Raw genomic sequence first — 20389 nt, 5'->3', positions numbered from 1 at the left:
ATGAAAACGCAATACATCGCATATATATTCGTACTCGCAGGTTTATGGGCTTGCAATAATAACAAATTCGAACACGACGCTTCGGGTACTTTCGAGGCTACCGAAGTTATTGTATCGGCAGAAGCTTCGGGAAGAATCGAAAGCTTCAGTATCACGGAAGGCGACGTACTTACCAAAGGTCAGTATGCAGGTTATATAGACAGTACACAGACCTATCTGAAAAAGCTTCAGTTACTGGCTTCACATAAATCGGTAATAGTAAGCCGCCCCGACCTCAGCCTCCAGATAGCTGCAACTAAGGAACAAATAGCCAAAGCCGAAATTGAAAAAAGACGTGTAGATAATCTTTTTGCAGCTAATGCAGCTACTCAAAAGCAGGTTGACGATGCCAACAGCCAACTGAAAGTATTACAAAAAACACTGGAAGCACAAACCAACTCGATCGGCACATCTGTAAACAGCCTGAACGAGCAAGCCTCGTCCGTCGACATACAAATAGCTCAGGTGGAAGATATGCTTACAAAATGTAAGATCAACAGCCCGATCGACGGTACTATCCTGAACAAATACAGTGAGGAGGGCGAAGTTGTCTCTCCCGGAAAACCACTGTTTAAAATCGCCGATACGCAGAATTTATATTTAAGAGCATATATTGTTTCTAATCAACTCGAAAAAGTGAAAATCGGACAAAATGTTACTATCTTTATCAACGAGTCGGGATCGGAAGGCGGACAAAAGTCTTATGCGGGACGTGTCACCTGGATCTCGGACAAGGCTGAATTTACCCCAAAAACCATTCAGACCAAAGACGAAAGACAAAATCTGGTATACGCCATCAAAGTGGCTGTGACCAATACTGACGGTGCTATAAAGATCGGAATGTACGGGGATGTTGACTTTAAAGAGAAAGACAAATGAACACTGAAACCAAACACTTCGAAACAATCATTATTGGCGGAGGCCCGGCCGGTACTACCTGCGGATACATGCTGACACAAAAAGGAAACGAATGTTTAATCATCGAAAGGAGTACTTTCCCCAGAGACAAAGTCTGCGGAGGAGGACTTACCCCCAAATGTTATAGATTAATAGACAAAATTTTCGACAACTTGACTTACGACTATAAGCCGGTTAAAACTCTCGAAGTGAATCTCGGAAAGAAAAGAAGCCGCAAATTTCCTCTTTCGGACGAAATACGAGTGGTTTGCCGCAAAGACTTTGACAACACTCTGCTGGATGCATACAAAAGAGCAGGAGGCCAAATACTACACGGCAGGGCAACCGGAATAGAGGAGCAAGACGGTAAAATATTTGTAACGCTAGCCGACGGAAGCCGCCTTTCGTGCAACAAACTGATCGGGGCCGATGGTGCAAACAGCATAGTACGAAAGTATCTTCAACCGAAAAACAACCGCAAAATGCTTTTGCTCGAAAAGACCATTACAGATAAGAGCTTTGACCACATAAAGTTGTTTTTCGATTACCATCTGGATAAAGGCTACATGTATATGTTCCCTAATCCCGAAGGTTGTGTTATCGGATACGGAGATACGGAAACCAACAGGGAAGAATTCAGCAGGAGGATAACAACCTCCCATCTCCCCAATACCGAAAAGCAGAAAGGGGCATATCTCCCTATATTCGACAATATCGAATATCGTATGCACGATCAGATTATACTTATAGGAGACGCCGGGGGATTTGTCGATTCCATTTCGGGTGAAGGTATCTTTTATGCTATCCAGACAGGAGCATTTGCCGCCCAGTCTGTCTCGGAAGGCAAATCCTATAAAGATCTATGTATAGGCATTACCAACCGTATACGGAAAATAAATATGTTGTCGGAGTATTTTTACAATAAACTGGTACATGTACCTGTAGTGTATTTCTGTACAACGGACTTTATGTATGACCGCATACGCCGAAAGATTGATGAGTATCTGGCGAGGTAAAGTATCTTCGCATTAGAAAAGAATTTATCCCAAAAAGTAAACAATGAATACAACTATCAGGCATATAAAGACCATTATCGTAGGTGCAGGACCTGCGGGCAGTGTCTGTGGGTATATTCTTGCCAAAAACAAACAGGAATGCCTGATTATAGAACGGAAAGAGTTTCCTCGTGATAAGACCTGTGGCGGAGGCCTGACCCCTAAATCGGTTCGCCTGCTCGAAAGAATATATACTGATCTGAAGTATGATTATCAGACTGTATACCAGATGGAAATATACTCTCGCAAGCAATTGTTGGCTAATTTCCGGATGTCGGAAGGTATACGTACCGTCATACGCAAAGATTTCGATAATGTACTTTTAAGTCGTTACAAAGAAATTGGAGGCGAAGTACTCCATGCAAAAGCTGCTTCTATCGAAGAGAAAGAAAATAGAATATATCTTACTTTAGGAGACAAATCGGTAGTTTCGTGCGATTACCTTATCGGTGCTGACGGAGCCAACAGTATTGTCCGAAAATATATAGACCCCAATCACAGTAAAGGATTGGTATGGATGGAAAAGAGCGTAGCGGACAAATCAGAAAAGAATATCAAGATATTTTTCGACAAACGTTACAAAATGGGTTATGGGTATCTTTTCCCGAACGAGAACGGATATGTAGTGGGATACGGACATGCAGGTACGCCATCACTGAATGAGTTTGATGATATGCTCGAACATTATGATTTATCAAAAGAAGGAAAAATAAGGGGTGCATACATACCTACAATGGACAATATCGACTACGAGTTCCGTAAAAACATCATCCTTATAGGCGATGCAGGCAGCTACACAGATTCGGTTACCAGCGAAGGGCTTTTCTATGCGATGAAAACCGGAGAAAATGCAGCTACCTCTATTCTGGTCGATAAAGAGTTCAAAGAAGTAAACCAAAGGATAATCCTGCGTATACGCAAAATACGCAATCTGGCTTTGTTGTTTTACAGCGGATTTGGACAATGGATATTTTATCGAACAAGTAAACGGAAGTCGCTTTATAACAGAATTTGTAAAACAATAGATTCCTATATAGCAAAATAACTTTGACTTTTTAAAGCATATAGAACAACCGCCAACAAGATTTTTGAATAGGCGGAGGGGTGTTTTGTCTCTATTTAAATATAAATCACGCACAAAAAGGGTATATGGCAGCCATATCTATTAATAATATTACAAAAATGTACGGAGGAGAATCTCCGGTAAAAGCCTTGCAAAATATTAATTTTGAAGTCAATCACGGTGAACTGTTCGGATTGATAGGTCCTGATGGTGCAGGAAAAACTTCCTTATTCCGGATTCTGGCAACCCTCCTTTTACCAGACAAAGGCAGTGCATCTATCGAAAATTTGGACGTTGTGAATCACTACCGTGAAATACGCAACATTCTCAGCTATATGCCGGGTAAATTTTCTTTATATCAAGATTTAACAATCAAAGAGAATCTTGAGTTTTTCGCCGGATTATTTGGCACTACCCTCGATGCTAATTATGAATTTATCAAAGATATATATGTACAGATAGAGCCGTTCAAAAACCGTCGTGCAGGACAATTGTCAGGAGGAATGAAACAAAAGCTAGCACTTTGCTGCTCCCTGATACATAAGCCTAGTATCCTTTTGCTCGACGAACCTACTACAGGTGTAGATCCCGTATCACGTAAAGAATTCTGGGAAATGCTCCGTACCCTGCGTAATCAGAACATTACAACTTTAGTATCGACACCGTATATGGACGAGGCGAATATGTGTGACCGCATAGCCCTGATACAGAACGGACAAATAATGTCGATAAATACCCCATCGGGTATTCTGGATCAATTTCCTTATCGCTTGTTCGCTATTAAGTCAAACAATAATTACCATTTACTGCAAAAACTAAAAGATAATAGTGAAATAAGAAGTTGCTATATTTTCGGCGAATACCTGCATATAACATTCCAGGACAACAGGCCTATAGAAATACATGGTACTGAAATGATGGAGATTAAACCCGGTATAGAAGATTGTTTTATTGAATTGATGGATAATGGAAGCAATAATAATTAAAGACCTTACCAAGAAGTTCGGAAGCTTCACGGCAGTAGACCACATATCATTCGAAGTAGGACAAGGCGAAATATTCGGCTTTCTCGGGGCGAACGGTGCAGGAAAAACTACCGCTATGCGGATGCTTTGCGGATTACTCGAACCGACATCCGGACAGGGCACAGTTGCCGGATACGACATATATAAACAGCGCGACCTGGTAAAACAAAATATCGGTTATATGAGCCAGAAGTTTTCGTTATATGAAGACCTGACCATCAAAGAAAACATGCGTCTCTTCGGGGGAATCTACGGTATGTCCGATAAGGAAATAAAGATGAAAGGCGAGCAGGTAATACAAGACTTGAGCTTACAGAACGAGCAAAATGCTCTGGTTGAGTCTTTACCGTTAGGCATCAAGCAGAAGGTTTCGTTTGCAGTATCCACCTTTCATACACCCAAAATAGTCTTTTTGGATGAACCGACAGGCGGTGTCGACCCTATTGCCAGACGGATATTCTGGGAAATGATTTATGAGGCTGCCGACAGGGGAATTACTGCATTCGTTACCACGCATTATATGGACGAAGCCGAATATTGCAACCGGATATCCATTATGGTAGATGGTAAAATAGAAGCATTAGATACTCCATCGAATTTACGTAAACAATTTGGTGCCGACAATCTGGAAGAAGTATTCTACACGTTGGCAAGAAAAGCAAAAAGGGGGGACGACTGATGAGACAATTTTTCAATTTTGTAAAAAAAGAGGTATACCATATAACAAGGGACAAACGTACCTTATTTATCCTGTTGGCAATGCCCATTATACAATTGCTGTTATTCGGGTATGCCATTACCTCTGATATTAAAGATGTGCGGTTTTCGGTTCTCGATGAGTCTGGAAGTACAGCTTCGAGGCAACTTGTAGAGAAGTTCGCAGGCAACAAATATTTCATACACTATAGTGACCTGCACTCTTACGACGATATAGAACGTGAATTTCATAAAGGAAAAACCAAACTGGTAATTGTTATCCCATCCGATTTTGCAAACGAATTGCAACATACGGGTACAGCTAGAGTACAATTACTTGCCGATGCCTCTGACGCCAGTGAAGCGTCTATTGTAGCAGGATACGGACAATTAATTATTTCCGATTTCCAGCAGGATCTCAGTAAAAACGAGACGATACCTTACCGGATACACATCGAACAGAAGATGTTATACAACCCGCAGCTGATCAGTTCATACAACTTCGTCCCGGGAATTATAGGACTCGTGTTGATGCTTATCTGTGCGATTATGACATCCATCTCTATTGTCCGCGAGAAAGAAGAAGGCACTATGGAAGTACTGCTGGTCTCTCCTATCAAGCCTGTATATATTGTACTGGCTAAGGCTGTTCCCTATCTGGCAATCGCCTTCGTTAATATATTAAGTATTCTGTTTATTTCTCATTTTCTGATGGATGTTCCTATTGTCGGCAATATATTTCTGATACTCTTTTTAGGCATACTATTCATCATATCAGCCCTGTCATTAGGTTTACTGATATCCTCTATAGTAGATACACAGCGGGTAGCTATGATTATAAGTGCCGTGGGGCTACTGGTGCCTACACTTTTACTATCAGGCTTAATATATCCTATCGAAAATATGCCGTGGCTATTGCGGGCTATCTCTAATATTATTCCGGCTAAATGGTTTATATCGGCAGTGAAAGATGTTATGCTCAAAGGAATGGGATTCGAAGCGATTGCATTCGAATGCGGAATACTTATTCTGATGGCTGTCGTATTATTAACAATCAGTATCAAACAATTCAAAAACCGATTGTAAAATGAGAACATTAAAATTCTTACTCCAAAAAGAGTTTCTCCAAATATTCAGGGATAAAACCATGCTGCGTATTATCCTGATGATGCCGCTTATACAACTATTGATATTTCCGTGGGCAGCCACGTTCGAGCAACGCAATATTTCGCTTAGTGTTATTGATAATGACAAGAGTACCCTATCAAAACAACTGATCGAAAAAGCCATATCGAGCGGATATTTCAAACTTACTGATTATTCTGATTCGTACGAGGAGGCAATGATCTCCATAGAACAAAATACAGCCGACCTGATTCTGGAAATACCCCGGAATTTTGAAAATGACCTGATAAAGGAACAATCCTCTGGACTGATGCTATCCGTAAATGCGATTAACGGACAGAAGGCTTCGTTGGGCAGCAATTATATTTCACAAATTATTACCGACTTTAACCGGGATATTATCAGCAGTACAGGGCAAAGTTCGAGCCTGACCAATAATATTGAGGTATCTACCTATTTTCGTTATAATCCCGAAATGAATTACCGGATATTTATGGTACCTGCCATATTAGTACTGCTTATAACCATTATCGGGGGAATGCTATCTGCCTTAAATATAGTCCGCGAGAAAGAGAAAGGTACAATGGAACAAATTAACGTAACACCTATCGGCAAAGCTACATTTATTCTGAGTAAACTGATACCTTTCTGGATAATCGGATATGTGATGCTCACCATCGGATTGATTGCTTCGTGGCTGATGTACGGGTTGATCCCCGCGGGAAATATTCTTATTATCTATTTCTTCTCATTTTTCTATCTGCTGGCATTCAGCGGTATCGGGCTGATTATCTCCAATTATTCCGAAACACAGCAGCAAGCGATGCTGATCGCCTTCTTCTTCATGCTGATATTTGTACTATTGAGCGGAATGCTCACACCTATCAGCAGTATGCCGCAATGGGCACAAATGCTGACACTTATTAATCCTATCCGTTATTTTATCGAAGTTATTCGGCTCATATTTATCAAAGGTAGCGGACTGTTCGACATTCTGCCTCAGCTATTTGCAACCATCGGTTTCGCTATTGTATGTAACATCTGGGCTATCTTGAGCTATAAAAAAACCAACTGAGGTCTCAGACCTATTTATTACTTTGGTAAGTAAAACAACAATAGTTAGTTATACCATGAAAATACATTATTAAATACTTGCTATTGCTTGATATATTCCATTTATATAGAGATAGATATATGCTATTTTATTTAGAATCATTATAAATATAAGCTCATATAGGCTTTTTTAGCTTATTATTTACATTTATAAATATTCATTTTGCTACTTTTACATGACAAAATAGATATATTTTGAAATTCAAGATTTACATTTCTTGATATATTAAGGTTACCTTAAATGAAGAAGATCTAACTATTGTCATGGAAAAACAAGGCTATATAACAACTATCAAGGGAAAAACCGGAGTAAATGTCAACCGGTGTTACCAATGTGGTAAATGCTCAGCCGGATGCGCTGTAGCCGAAGATATGGACTATCCTCCCAGTATGGTAATGCGCATGTTGCAGACCAATGATGAAGACAATTACCAATCGGTATTGAAATCCGAATCTATCTGGTTATGTGTATCCTGTCAGAACTGCCTGACCCGTTGTCCGATGCAAATAGATATTCCTTCACTGATGGACTATATGCGCGAAAAATCCCTTGAACAGAATAGTGTCAATAAAAAATCGAAAAACATACTCTCTTTCCACCGTGCATTTCTCGACTCGGTACGATATACCGGACGGCTCTACGAGATAGGGCTTGTAGCAGGATATAAAGTCCGCAGCCTGAAACTTCTTCAGGATATGAATGTAGCGCCCGGAATGTTTATGAAAGGCAAATTGCCCATATTACCCGAAGTCGTAAAAGACAAAAAACAAATATCGAACATTTTTTCAAAGACCGGCGAAGTTCATTCCGGTCCGAAATAAATATGCCCTGCGGATTATCTGTAAATGATATCTGTACTTAAAAACATATAACTGCTCATTGCAGAAACGATCAACTTGTAAAAATTATGGAAATAGGATTCTATCCGGGATGTTCCCTGAAAGGTACTTCTTCTGAATATGCACAATCGACACTGGCACTAGCTAAAGCTTTCGATATAAATCTGGTTGAAATCGAAGACTGGAATTGCTGCGGAGCCACAGCAGCCCATAATATCAATCATGAACTGGCAACAGCATTGCCTGCCCGTATACTGGCTTTAGCCGAAAAACAAGGACTTACTGAAATAGTAGTGCCTTGCGCCGCCTGCTACAACCGCCTGACGGTAGCTCAACATGAGATAAATAAAAACCCGGAACTGAAAGCCCGTGTTGCGGAAATACTGCAAATGCCTATCGAAGGCAAAGTACAAATACTGAATGTAATGCAGTTTATCTTGAAATACATTTCGGATAAGATAACCGACAAAGTAACCAAACCATTCGAGCATAAAGTAGTGTGTTACTACGGATGCCTGTTGGTTCGCCCTCATGACATCCTGCAATTCGACCGTCTGGAAGACCCTCAATCAATGGACGACCTGATGCGCAAAATAGGTGCTACTTCTATGGATTGGGGATATAAAACCGAATGTTGCGGAGCCGGATTCTCTGTATCACGAACCGATATCGTAGCCAAACTTTCGGGACGGATAGTAAAGGATGCGAGCGACCGGGGAGCAGAAGCTATCATTGTAGCCTGCCCTATGTGCCAATCAAATCTGGATATGCGCCGCCCACACATCAACAGCTACCTGCAAACTAAAATCGAAACGCCTGTATTGTATATTACTCAGGCTATCGGACTGGCTGTCGGATTAGACAGGGATACATTGGGACTTAAGAAACTATTTGTCGCACCCAGCTTTGCATAAGCTATAAAAGACTTAGATTATGTCAAAAATAGGAGTTTTTATTTGCCATTGCGGCGAAAATATCAGCGCAACAGTCGACTGCAAAAAAGTCGCACAAGAAGCTGCTAACATAGAAGGGGTAGAATTTGCCACCGACTACAAATATATGTGTTCCGATCCGGGACAAACGATGATCAAAGAGGCCATCAAAGAAAAAGGACTTACAGGTGTTGTTATCGGTGCCTGTTCTCCGCGGATGCACGAACCTACTTTCCGTAAGGCGTGTGCCGAAGCCGGACTGAACCCTTATATGTGCGAAATGTCGAATCTGCGCGAACACTGTTCGTGGGTACATGACAAGAGCGATACTACAACCGAAAAGGCTATCGACCTCGTTAAGATGCTTGTTGCCAAAACCAAACTCGACAAGCCTCTTAATGCGATTAAAGTGCCCATCACCAAAAAAGCACTGGTTATAGGCGGAGGGATTGCCGGTATACAAGCCAGTCTGGATATTGCCAATGCAGGGAAACAGGTAATACTGATAGAACGTGAACCGTCTATCGGAGGGCATATGTCTCAATTGTCGGAGACCTTCCCTACCCTCGACTGCTCGCAATGTATCCTTACACCTCGAATGGTGGAAGTAGCTCAGCATCCCAACATCACCTTATATAATTATGCCGAACTGGAAAGTCTGGACGGTTCTATCGGAAATTTCAAAGCCACTATCCGCCTGAAAGCAAAAAGTGTAGACCCCAAGACCTGTACAGGTTGCGGTATCTGCTGGAGTAAGTGTCCGAAGAAAAAAATTCCGAGCGAATTCAATGCCGGATTAGGCATGCGTACTGCTATATATACACCATTCCCTCAGGCTGTACCCAATAAGCCGGTCATAGACAAGGCGAATTGTAACTATTACCTGAATGGTAAGTGTAAGGTTTGCGAAAAAGTATGTCCTACAGGAGCCATCGCATTCGATAAACCCGATGAACTGATCACCGAAGATATAGGGGCTATTGTTCTGGCAACAGGTTTCGATGTACTGAAACCCGATTTCTTCCCTGAATACGGTTACGGTAAATACCCTGATGTGATTACCGGATTGCAGTTCGAGCGTCTGGCATCGGCATCGGGCCCTACTCTGGGCGAGATACGCCGCCCGTCGGATGGTAAGATTCCGCAGAAAGTAGTATTTATTGCCTGTGCAGGTTCACGTGATCCGGCAAAAGGAATTCCTTACTGCTCTAAAATATGCTGTATGTACACTGCTAAGCATGCTATGCTCTATCAGCATAAGGTACACGAAGGCGAATCGTACGTATTTTACATGGACATCCGTGCCGGTGGTAAAAACTACGAAGAGTTTGTACGCCGCGCCATCGAAGACGACGGAGCAAATTATATACGCGGACGTGTTGCCCGTGTTTACGAAAAAGACGGCAAACTGATTGTACGCGGCGTTGATACCCTCATGGGAGCTAAACCCGTAGAGATTGAAGCAGATATGGTAGTGCTGGCATCAGCCGGAGTATCTAATTGCGGAGCAGAAGAACTGGCGCAAAAAATGCACGTATCATACGACCCTTATAAGTTCTTTGCCGAAGCTCATCCTAAACTAAAACCCGTTGAAACTAATACTGCCGGAATATACCTGTGTGGTGCTTGTCAGGCTCCCAAAGACATTCCCGATACGGTAAGTACAGCTTCGGGAGCAGCAGCTAAGGTTATCGGTTTATTCTCGAATGACGAGCTGACCCGTGAACCTATCATAGCGGTTGTAAATCGTATTCCTTCTCATGATGTGTCGACCTGCGTAGGGTGTTTCATGTGCGAAACTGCTTGCCCTTATCAGGCTATTGAACACGAAGAGATCAAAAACCGTCAGGGTGAAGTTATCAAAACAGTTGCCCGTGTCAATCCCGGACTTTGTCAGGGTTGCGGAACCTGTGTTTCATTCTGCCGTTCGAAATCAATCGATATACAAGGATTTTCTAACGAACAGATGTACGCCGAAGTTATGGCAGTACTTGCCGACTAAAAACTTACTGTCCGTAATTTATCTATATATGGGATGTGTTTCCCGAAAGAGATCTTTTTTATTTTTCGAAGTTTTATTTTAATTGATATGATAGGGTATTTTATGTAGGGGCAGATTTTCACCTACTTTAATCAGAAAAACTTATCTGCTCCTACATAGCGTACCTGAAAACACGGTTTAATAGTACTTGATTAATACAAGGCAAATTAAATCAGAAAATAAAATAGTATAAAACTTGTCACTTTTGTCACTTTACAGAGCATTATACATTTATAATCAATTAATTGACAAGGTAACAAAAGAGGTAACAGTGTCACTTTCGTGACACCTTATTTGTAACGTTTGTTACTTTTTTGTAACCCAGTGTCACCTTTATTATGAAGAAAAACTAAAATTCTATGAATAACGAATTTGAACCTAAAATAGTCGCTTTTGTCTGCAATTGGTGTACTTACGCCGGAGCAGACCTCACAGGCACGAGCCGTATCAAATATGCTTCGAATGTGAAGATTGTTCGGTTTCCTTGTACGGGACGGATTGATTTTATGCTGCTGTTGAAAGCTTTTGCCAATGGCTCCGATGGTATTATCGTATCGGGTTGCCATCCGAACGATTGTCATTATACATCGGGTAACTTTCATGCCCGCCGCCGTTGGATTCTCTTCCGCAGTCTGCTCGACTTTATGGGAATAGATGTCAACCGTATCCGGTTTGCATGGGTATCTGCTGCTGAAGGGGCTAAATGGGCGGACATAGTAAATGACACTGTTAGCACTATCCGGGAAATGGGTCCTTATACCGAATACCGCAAAGCCGCCAGCTTTTTAGCAGAGAACGAAGTCGAACTAGCCAAAGAAATGGAGGTGCCGCAATGAGTGAACTTATAAACAAAGTAAAAGAGCTTTTCGACAAAGAGGCTATCGACCTGTTCATCGGTTATGAAGAAGGTTCGCGCCGTCCGCGTCCGTTCTTTGCCAAAAATGCAACAGATGCCACCAAGCTGGTATTTGACGACAGATGTCAGGGAAATCTCGCTGTTTACCTTACCCGCAAAGATTTGGTAAGAGGTAAGCGTGTCGGAATATCGGCTTCATATTATGCCCTGAAAAGTATATCGCAACTGTTCAACGAAAACCAACTGAATAAAGACCTTCTGACAATCATCGGGATTGGCTCAGACGGTAACCTTTCTGTATTTGAAGGTCAGGAACAAATAAAAGCATATCTGAAGGAGACTCCTCCTCCGGCTAAACCGGAAGATGACGAGCTGGTCAGTAAGATCAACGCAATGTCTCCTGCCGAACGCTGGGAGTTTTGGACAGATGAGCTTTCTAAATGCTTCAAATGCTATGCCTGCCGGGCTGCATGCCCTATGTGTTACTGTACCAAATGTATAGTGGAAGTAAACCGTCCCCAATGGATACAGCCATGGGCTAGTACATTGGGCAACATGGAATGGCAAATAAACCGGGTGATGCATATGGCAGGACGTTGTTCCGACTGCGGATCGTGTGGTACAGCATGTCCGTTGGGAATACCTATCCACCTGCTTACCCATAAGATGAAAGAATCTGTTTTAGCAAATTTCGGAGGAGATGACGAGCGTGGCAATGTGTTGTCTACATTCAAACCCGAAGACCAAGAATCCTTTATATTGTAAGCCTTATGGAAAAAAAACATATATCGCAAGACTCTCTGAAAGTCTGGTTAAATAAAATGGGTAACGATGGACAAAGAATTTTCGCTCCCGTTTCCAAAGGCGATAAAACCGATTTTAAATATATTACTTCTGCTGACGAGATCAGCCTCGACCATATACAAACGACTCAATCGGCTAAGGCTGTTGCATTTCCCCGCACCGAGAAACTATTCTCATTCGAGAAAAACAAGGGAGATGTACAACTTACAGATTTCGACGCAGAAAGTGTTCCTTATACCGTTGTGTTCGGTATCCATCCATGCGACGCTGCAGGATTCCGCCCTCTGTCGGGAATATTCAACTGGGATACAAAAGACAAGCCTTTCAATGCGCATATAGACCGTACTACTCTCATTTCGATGAGTTGTACTCAATGCGACGACTACTGTTTCTGCACCTCAGTAAATGGTAGTCCCGGTAATACCGAAGGCAGCGATATACTGCTGACTCCAATTACGGATGGTTACCTTGTAGAGATTGTCACCGAAAAAGGTAAAAACCTTGTAGATAAATATATTGATCTGTTCGGAGCAGACCCCAATATCAATAAAGATGACTTTTTGGCTAAGCTTCCGGTTAAATTCAATCTGGAAGAACTTAATACCAAAATATCCCATATGTTCGAGAGTGAAGTATGGAAACAACAATCGGAGCGTTGTATCGGTTGTGGAGCCTGCGCATTTGTATGCCCCACCTGTGCCTGTTTCGACATACAGGAAGATACAAAAGGTAATTCGGGCAACCGCCTGCGTTGTTGGGATTCGTGCGGATTCTCTCTTTTCACAATACATACTTCGGGACACAATCCACGCGAAATCCAGAGTCAACGCTGGCGCCAGCGCCTTCTGCATAAATTCTCGTATATGCCCGAACGATTGTCGGTCAGAGGGTGTACGGGTTGTGGACGCTGTTCGAGAGCCTGTCCGGTAGACATGAACCTGTCGGAACACCTTACGGGAATAGCTGAGTTATAATTAAAAAGATAAAACGATGAATGACAATATATATTTACCTCATCTGGTAACGATCGAAAAGATCACTCAGGAAGCTCCGGGAGTGAAAACATTCCGCCTAAAATTCAAGGACGAAGAAACAGCTAAAAACTTCGAATTCAAAGCCGGACAGTTCGGCGAGTATTCGGCATTTGGTGAAGGAGAATGTACTTTCTGTATCGCCTCCTCTCCTACCCGCAAAGGATATATCGAATGTACTTTCCGGGAAGCTGGGAAGGTTACTTCGGCTCTCGCCAAATTAGAAGAGGGTCAGACCATGGGTTTCAGGGGACCATTCGGCAATACATTTCCTTTGGATGAGTGGAAAGGCAAGAACCTTGTTTTCATTGCAGGAGGTATAGCGCTTCCACCAATGCGGTGCGTTATATGGAATGTATTGGACACGCGGGAAAATTTCAACAATATCAGCATCCTTTATGGAGCTAAATCAGTTGCAGACTTAGTATATAAACACGAACTAAAGGAGTGGGAAGAGCGTTCGGATGTAAACCTTGTCACCACAGTCGATCCGGGAGGCGAAACTCCTGACTGGAAGGGGGAAATAGGCTTTGTACCGAGTGTTCTAGAAAAAATGAATCCTTCGCCCAAAAATACAATTGCAATAGTTTGCGGACCTCCGGTGATGATCAAATTCACTTTTCCTGTTTTGGATAAGCTTGGTTTTCAACCCGAAAACATATACACTACACTAGAAAACCGGATGAAATGTGGCGTCGGCAAGTGTGGCCGATGCAATGTAGGCAGCCAGTATGTATGTAAAGACGGGCCGGTATTCTCGAGAGTCCAGTTGGAAGCATTACCTGCCGAATATTGATATAAAAAAATAGCCAGCTTCACAGCTGGCTATCTTCTATTACGGTATCTTAGCATAAATAAACCGGTCAGATGCTATCTATATTGAACAAGCTGGCAACAAAGCCTCCAAAGATTGCACCTACGGCACAATTGACCCAGCACTCGGCTGAGAGGAGATAATTACCCCAATAACATCCAAAATAAAACCAGTGTAGATATCCTAAGAAACCGCCTACAATAAAGCCTGTTAGGATTTTTGAATTTATGTGTAAAAATAAAAGTAGTTTTTTCATTATACCTGATATTTCTCTATATCTTCCAATTTCATTAACTCTATAGCATTCAAGCAGGAGATGCTGTCATGGCATACTTTTTATCCCGTTTCTTCATCTCTTTGTCTTTAATACTTTCGATATAGTATTCGCGTATGGCACGAGCTAGCTGGTTATTGATTTTATGTCCGGGACGGTTAGCTACTACACGTCCTTTAATAAAACCTCCGGCTAAAGCCAGATCTCCCATTATATCCAGAAGCTTATGTCGAGCCGGTTCATTACTGAATAACAAGGGACGGTTCATTATATAGCCTAATTTACCTGCATCACGATAACCTACTCCGACAATATCGGCTATTTTGTTATATTCTTCCTGTGATAAGACCGAATCATAAATCACAATTGAATTATCCAGATCTCCTCCTTTGATCAGATCATTCTGAAGCAGATATTGTATCTCCCTGACAAATACGAATGTGCGGGCAGATGCTATTTCACGGGCAAATTCCCGTAGATTCTCGAGGCTGGCACTCTGCTTCCTCAACAATGGAGAATTAAAGGAAATCTCGCATTGGATGGTATACGAATCCTGAGATGGGATCAATTGCATACTTGCTCCGGTTTGAGGATCGGATATCTTAAATTTCTTTCTTGGAAAATCAAGGTATATCCTTTCTGCATCTTGTATCTGGGTTCCAACTTCTTTTAGCTGTTTGATATACTGAATCGCACTTCCATCCAATATAGGAAATTCAGGCGAGTCGATCTCGATCAGACAATTATCAATTTCGCAGGCATATAAGGCCGCCATTGCATGCTCAACAGTAGCAACCTGCACTCCGTTACTACCCAAAACGGTACACCTCTCGGTATCTATTACATTCTCTGCTAAAGCATCTATAACCGGAGTGTCCTTCAAATCGGTACGCATAATCTTATATCCGTGATTTTCGGGTGCCGGACTGAATGTTATTTTTGTATGAACACCGGAATGCAATCCCTTACCTTCGAGCGAAAAACTACTCTTTAATGTTTGTTGCTTAATTAGTGTAGTCATATAATTCAATTGTTTCTGTTTACTCTTTTATGAATGATTTCTAAATTTGAGACAGGGACAATCCCCATTACCTCCTGAATTGGCTTTCCATCTTTGTATATCACGACATAAGGCACTTGCGATCTTAAATGGAACTTTTCTTGCCTGTGTTTTGCTATATTAACACAATAAAAATGGGTATCCTTTTGTTCTTCCGAAAATCGATCCAGATTATCAGCCATCCTTACACACCGGTCCGAATCTTCTTCGTAGAATAATACATACGAAATGCCATTATGCGTCCGATCCTTCAACATCCGAAAATCCACTTCCATTAACCGTGTCTGACTAATAGATTCAACACTGGCTCTTGGCGTAACCTTCTCGACTATATACATTATACCGAACAATAAAATGAGCGCCACAAGGCAGTGTAATGAATTAATTCGAAAAACCCGTTTCATAATCATATCTGATTTACGTTGACAAAGTTCTTTTTTTTCTACTAAAATTGTATTGCCTGAACTTCGTCAAATATGTCCTATTTTTCTCTTTTTCTCTTATCTTTACCTTCTCAATAGAGTTGTTTAATATTTACCCAAGCCATTTGGTCCACTATGAGAAAAATAGGACGTATTTCGGGAAAAGATATTTTGGATAAAAATTCGGACGCTTATGTTGTCGAGGATGTTGTATTTTCCGAACTTACGCGTATACCTAAAAGTACTTTACTCGACTTTCCTCATATATTCGAAGGCTTTCTTTTAGCATTCTGCTCCGCAGGCAAGGCCAGATTCAAAATAGACCTAAGGGAGTATAGTATAGAAAAGGATATGCTACTCATTATATTTCCCAATCAAATATTTGAGCCTATATCGCGGAGCGAATTTTTACACATACAATATTTATTCTTTCCTCTGGATATTTTATCCGGTATATCCTTTCCTTTTGACCTGAATGTCGCTTTCAAAATAGGAAAGCAACCGAGCATAAAAGTTCCTACCGGAATAATGCAGGAGCTTCAGACATACTATAACATGATCAAGAATCTTCATCAAAGGGATACTCAGGTATACCGGAAGGAAATAGTCCGCGGACTATTATATTCTGCCGTAATACAAGCATGTTCTATCTACACAGATACAGAATCTGATTTAGAAATAAAATCTCCCCATAAAGAAAGGCTGATAAAAAATTTCCTTAAATTATTGATGCAAAACCGCAAGCAAGTCCGTAATGTCTCTTTTTATGCCGACCAGCTATTTGTAACACCCAAGTATTTATCGAGCACTCTGAAAAAAGTAACAGACAGAACTGCCCTCGATTGGATTAATGAAGCAGTAATTATTGAGGCTAAAACAAAACTCAAAACTACAGACCTTACAGTCATGCAAATTTCAGAAGAGTTAAACTTCTCCAACCCCTCTTTTTTCGGTCGGTATTTTCGACAATATACAGGAATGACCCCTCTCGAATACCGGGATCGCTGATATTTCATTATTATCCATTACTTTTATATATCGATTAAATAGCACAATACTTTACTCCTTTTTTCTTTCACTTAGTACCGGTTCGGGTACAATATTCATCCTCCAACCGTTTCCGGCATACGGCAGAATGTCGGGATTTTTATTATTTATAATAATCAATAACAATTTATTATGCAAAAAGATAACTATTATATTATCACCGGAGGCCCCGGTGCAGGTAAGATTTCATTGATAAATGAATTACAAACCAAAGGCTTTAAATGTATCAGAGAAGCAGCCCGCGAAATTATCCGCCAACAAGTCCAGATAAAAGGTAGAGCATTGCCTTGGGCAGACATAAAAGAATATTCTAAGCTAATGCTCGACCAATCCATTATTGACTATCAGACAAATATCGACTTAGAAGAAACTATTTTTTTCGATCGTGGAATTCCAGACACATTTGGTTACGAACAACTGATGAATCTCCCTTACAATTCCCATCTGGATTTTGTCTTAAAGGATTTCCGGTATAACCCGGTAGCATTTATTCTTCCTCCGTGGAAAGAGATATATGAAACAGACAGCGAGCGAAAACAAGACTTTGCGATAGCTGTTGAAACCTTTCATGTTATGCGTGCTACATACAGATCCTCTGGCTACAGATTAATAGAGCTGCCCTGTATCCCGGTTGAAGAAAGAGCCGACTTTATTCTCAGACACCTTAAGATGGTTTGATAATTTATAGATACTTTTACAAAAAAAAAAGAAGATGGCACGAAGCAGAGTTTACAGTAAAAACGAAGAATTAGCAAACAGCTTGTCGCATGCTGCCGGTATCCTACTCGGTATTGTTGCTGCGTTTATCTTACTATCGGCAACCCTGGATAGTGGAAGTAAATGGGCTACGGGCAGTGTTTGTATATACCTGTTCGGGATGTTATCGTGCTATGTTATTTCTACAAGCTACCATGCTTGTGCTGTAGGTGTACGAAAGAATATTCTGCAGAAGTTTGATCATGCCTCTATCTATCTGCATATAGCAGGTACATATACCCCTTTTACCCTGATTGTATTACGTGATCAGGGATATTGGGGATGGGGATTGTCGACCTTCATATGGCTGGCGGCATTAGTCGGGGTCATTGTCAGCTTCCGGAAATCCGGAAAACATAGCTATATCGAAACCGCCTGCTATGTAGTTATGGGTTGTAGTATTCTGGTAGCATTTAAACCCCTGATCACGATTCTGAGTTCGGATGGAGAAATAGATTCCCTATACTGGCTCATAGCCGGAGGCATTTCTTATATAATCGGTGCATTATTCTATTCGTGGGCAAAGAAACCATACATGCATACAGTGTTTCATTTCTTTGTCCTTGGCGGTAGTATTTGCCATATTGTTGCGATATACCATATATTATAACACAAACAGAAGATAAGATAATCGTGCCACCGTTCTTTCTCCGAAAAAATTTAACTTTCAAACGATCAAAAACAGTTTCAGTTTGTTGTATATAGTAAATGCAACATTATGGGCGTATATGATTTTACGGTAAAGGATACAAAAGGCAACGACGTTTCTCTCGGCGAATACAAAGGCAAAGTTTTATTGATAGTAAATACAGCCACAGCCTGCGGATTTACTCCTCAATATAAAGAGTTACAAGACCTGTATTTAAAATACAAAGATTCGGGATTCGAAATTCTCGATTTTCCATGTAATCAGTTTGGAAAACAAGCCCCCGGCAGTAACGAGGAAATAGCGAGTTTTTGTGAAATGAAATACAAAACAACCTTCCGTACTTTTGCCAAGATAAATGTTAACGGCGAGAATGCCGATCCCTTATACGTCTATCTGAAACAGCAAGGCAAAGGGTTTCTGGGGGATGCCATAAAATGGAATTTCACCAAATTTCTAGTAGATAAAGATGGTAATGTCGTAGAACGATATGCACCTGTGACACGCCCTCTTAAAATCGAAAGCGAAATCAAAAATCTTCTGGATAAATAATATATCTCCCCATGAGACTTTGGTCTGTCCATCCCATGTACTTAGATTCAGCAGGGTTAAATGCCTGTTGGCGCGAAGGCTTGCTGGCCAAACATGTGCTCGAAGGCAAAACAAAAGGCTATACTAGCCATCCCCAGTTACAACGCTTCAAACAATCGGCTGACCCTATATCATACATCAATGCCTTCCTGACCGAAATCTATCTTGAAGCTTCAAAGCGGGGATATTCATACAACTCGGATAAAATTAAACTAACACATAACCTTCCTCTACTTTCTGTAACAGAAGGACAAATCAGATATGAAATGATGCATCTGAAAAGAAAACTTGAAAAACGAAACCCCGAATATCTAAAGAGAATGATCCCATTAGTAGATACAATACAGCCTCATCCTATATTCAGTATCCATGAGGGTGAAATAGAAGAATGGGAGGTAATTATATGAAAATAGCTATAAGCGGATCTACCGGTTTTATCGGGACTTATCTTTCTAACTATTTCGAAAGCCGTGGGCATACCATCATTCCCATCGGACGTAGGGAGCTTTCCGACGGACACGAATCTTTATTGTCAGGTATCTTAGAACAGGCAGATATGGTCGTTAATCTTGCCGGCGCATCGATCAACAAGAAATGGACTGAAGCATATAAACAGGAATTGTACAGCAGTCGCATTAAAACTACTCAAAAAATAGTGGACGCAATAAATAAATCGTCTCATAAACCCCGGCTACTCATTTCGGCTTCGGCTGTAGGATATTATCATTCTGAAGGGTTGCATAACGAATATGAGTTTACAAAAGGTAACGGATTTTTATCCGATCTATGCGAGTATTGGGAAACCGAAGCAAAGAAAGTTTCTCCCGAAGTGAGGCTTTGTATTACGCGGTTTGGAGTTGTACTGGCTTCAGAAGGTGGAGCTTTCAAGAAATTGGCATTTCCGGCCAAGGTAGGCCTGAGGGCTGTTTTTGGGTCAGGGAAACAACCATTTCCATGGATAGACATAGCAGATCTGGCACGTTCTATCGAATATATTGTTTATAATAATGAGATTACAGGAACTGTAAACCTTGTTTCCCCCAAAATAATCAGTCACGAAGAATTTATACGTTGTGTATCAAAGCATTACCGAGGAATACTTCCATTAAGAGTACCGGCATGCCTTTTACAGTTTATGATGGGTGAAATGGCAACGTTTCTGACTGAAGGGCAATCAGTAGAGCCTAAAGTACTGAATGACTCAAGATTTACGTTTAAAAGCCGGACTGTATCCGAATTTTGTTCTAATTTATTGTATTAAC

General features: G+C 41.2%; 22 protein-coding genes. 20 read left to right on the top strand and 2 right to left on the bottom strand.

From position 1 onward, the window contains the following. The 14 genes from BUC12_RS00765 (at position 1) to BUC12_RS00700 (ending at position 14313) form a co-directional block, all read left to right on the top strand. On the top strand, positions 1-918 hold the full coding sequence (locus BUC12_RS00765) for an HlyD family secretion protein (protein ID WP_062175271.1): 918 nt from the start codon (positions 1-3) through the stop codon (positions 916-918). After that, positions 915-1952: an NAD(P)/FAD-dependent oxidoreductase gene (locus BUC12_RS00760; protein ID WP_062175270.1), complete on the top strand. Its 1038-nt coding sequence runs from the start codon at positions 915-917 to the stop codon at positions 1950-1952. Before BUC12_RS00765 ends, BUC12_RS00760 begins: the two co-directional genes overlap by 4 nt. Before the next feature lie 43 nt (positions 1953-1995). Next, entirely contained in the window at positions 1996-3036 is a 1041-nt protein-coding gene (locus BUC12_RS00755; RefSeq protein ID WP_062175269.1) for an NAD(P)/FAD-dependent oxidoreductase, read from the top strand. A 104-nt stretch (positions 3037-3140) separates the two neighbouring features. After that, positions 3141-4040, top strand: coding sequence for an ABC transporter ATP-binding protein (locus tag BUC12_RS00750; RefSeq protein ID WP_062175268.1), 900 nt, complete (start codon positions 3141-3143; stop codon positions 4038-4040). Continuing rightward, the gene (locus tag BUC12_RS00745; protein ID WP_073357273.1) at positions 4021-4758 is read left to right on the top strand and encodes an ABC transporter ATP-binding protein; all 738 of its coding nucleotides are present in this window, start codon (positions 4021-4023) and stop codon (positions 4756-4758) included. Before BUC12_RS00750 ends, BUC12_RS00745 begins: the two co-directional genes overlap by 20 nt. After that, positions 4758-5861, top strand: a complete 1104-nt coding sequence (locus BUC12_RS00740; protein WP_062175267.1) for an ABC transporter permease — start codon at positions 4758-4760, stop codon at positions 5859-5861. The genes BUC12_RS00745 and BUC12_RS00740 overlap by 1 nt, the downstream gene beginning before the upstream one ends. A 1-nt stretch (position 5862) precedes the next feature. Further along, a complete protein-coding gene (locus tag BUC12_RS00735) occupies positions 5863-6975 on the top strand; it encodes an ABC transporter permease (protein ID WP_062175266.1) in 1113 nt (370 codons plus the stop codon). A gap of 302 nt (positions 6976-7277) precedes the next feature. Further along, the gene (locus BUC12_RS00730; RefSeq protein ID WP_062175265.1) at positions 7278-7835 is read left to right on the top strand and encodes a 4Fe-4S dicluster domain-containing protein; all 558 of its coding nucleotides are present in this window, start codon (positions 7278-7280) and stop codon (positions 7833-7835) included. Positions 7836-7921: 86 nt separating this feature from the next. Then, positions 7922-8767: a CoB--CoM heterodisulfide reductase iron-sulfur subunit B family protein gene (locus BUC12_RS00725; protein ID WP_062175264.1), complete on the top strand. Its 846-nt coding sequence runs from the start codon at positions 7922-7924 to the stop codon at positions 8765-8767. A 19-nt stretch (positions 8768-8786) separates the two neighbouring features. Beyond that, positions 8787-10787, top strand: a complete 2001-nt coding sequence (locus tag BUC12_RS00720; RefSeq protein ID WP_062175263.1) for a CoB--CoM heterodisulfide reductase iron-sulfur subunit A family protein — start codon at positions 8787-8789, stop codon at positions 10785-10787. 398 nt (positions 10788-11185) lie between these two features. After that, positions 11186-11662 (top strand): hydrogenase iron-sulfur subunit, encoded by a 477-nt coding sequence (locus tag BUC12_RS00715; protein WP_062175262.1) that lies wholly within the window; start codon positions 11186-11188, stop codon positions 11660-11662. Continuing rightward, positions 11659-12447, top strand: a complete 789-nt coding sequence (locus tag BUC12_RS00710; protein ID WP_062175261.1) for a 4Fe-4S dicluster domain-containing protein — start codon at positions 11659-11661, stop codon at positions 12445-12447. Before BUC12_RS00715 ends, BUC12_RS00710 begins: the two co-directional genes overlap by 4 nt. Before the next feature lie 5 nt (positions 12448-12452). Further along, positions 12453-13460, top strand: coding sequence for a 4Fe-4S dicluster domain-containing protein (locus BUC12_RS00705; RefSeq protein ID WP_062175260.1), 1008 nt, complete (start codon positions 12453-12455; stop codon positions 13458-13460). 16 nt (positions 13461-13476) lie between these two features. Next, complete coding sequence (locus BUC12_RS00700) at positions 13477-14313, top strand: FAD/NAD(P)-binding protein (RefSeq protein ID WP_062175259.1); 837 nt, start codon at positions 13477-13479, stop codon at positions 14311-14313. 323 nt (positions 14314-14636) lie between these two features. Here BUC12_RS00700 and BUC12_RS00690 read toward each other — a convergent pair whose 3' ends face one another. After that, on the bottom strand, positions 14637-15626 hold the full coding sequence (locus BUC12_RS00690) for a UDP-3-O-acyl-N-acetylglucosamine deacetylase (RefSeq protein WP_062175258.1): 990 nt from the start codon (positions 15624-15626) through the stop codon (positions 14637-14639). Between the two features lie 5 nt (positions 15627-15631). Beyond that, positions 15632-16069, bottom strand: a complete 438-nt coding sequence (locus tag BUC12_RS00685; protein WP_062175257.1) for a thioredoxin family protein — start codon at positions 16067-16069, stop codon at positions 15632-15634. 153 nt (positions 16070-16222) lie between these two features. On the opposite strand from BUC12_RS00685, the gene BUC12_RS00680 reads away from it, so the two are divergent. The 6 genes from BUC12_RS00680 to BUC12_RS00655 all read left to right on the top strand — a co-directional run bounded on the left by BUC12_RS00680 (position 16223) and on the right by BUC12_RS00655 (position 20388). Next, on the top strand, positions 16223-17095 hold the full coding sequence (locus BUC12_RS00680) for an AraC family transcriptional regulator (protein ID WP_062175256.1): 873 nt from the start codon (positions 16223-16225) through the stop codon (positions 17093-17095). A 171-nt stretch (positions 17096-17266) separates the two neighbouring features. Continuing rightward, positions 17267-17812 (top strand): AAA family ATPase, encoded by a 546-nt coding sequence (locus BUC12_RS00675; protein ID WP_236689346.1) that lies wholly within the window; start codon positions 17267-17269, stop codon positions 17810-17812. Between the two features lie 34 nt (positions 17813-17846). After that, complete coding sequence (gene trhA / locus BUC12_RS00670) at positions 17847-18500, top strand: PAQR family membrane homeostasis protein TrhA (RefSeq protein WP_062175254.1); 654 nt, start codon at positions 17847-17849, stop codon at positions 18498-18500. 108 nt (positions 18501-18608) lie between these two features. Continuing rightward, on the top strand, positions 18609-19088 hold the full coding sequence (locus BUC12_RS00665) for a glutathione peroxidase (protein ID WP_062175253.1): 480 nt from the start codon (positions 18609-18611) through the stop codon (positions 19086-19088). Between the two features lie 11 nt (positions 19089-19099). Beyond that, the gene (locus BUC12_RS00660; RefSeq protein WP_062175252.1) at positions 19100-19534 is read left to right on the top strand and encodes a pyrimidine dimer DNA glycosylase/endonuclease V; all 435 of its coding nucleotides are present in this window, start codon (positions 19100-19102) and stop codon (positions 19532-19534) included. Next, positions 19531-20388, top strand: a complete 858-nt coding sequence (locus tag BUC12_RS00655; protein ID WP_157257459.1) for a TIGR01777 family oxidoreductase — start codon at positions 19531-19533, stop codon at positions 20386-20388. The genes BUC12_RS00660 and BUC12_RS00655 overlap by 4 nt, the downstream gene beginning before the upstream one ends. The last annotated feature ends 1 nt before the right edge of the window (position 20389 follow it).

It is taken from the genome of Indolivaga macrotermitis (assembly GCF_900128985.1).
GTDB classification, from domain to species: domain Bacteria; phylum Bacteroidota; class Bacteroidia; order Bacteroidales; family Dysgonomonadaceae; genus Dysgonomonas_A; species Dysgonomonas_A macrotermitis.
This window is presented reverse-complemented; position numbering and strand designations above follow the sequence as displayed.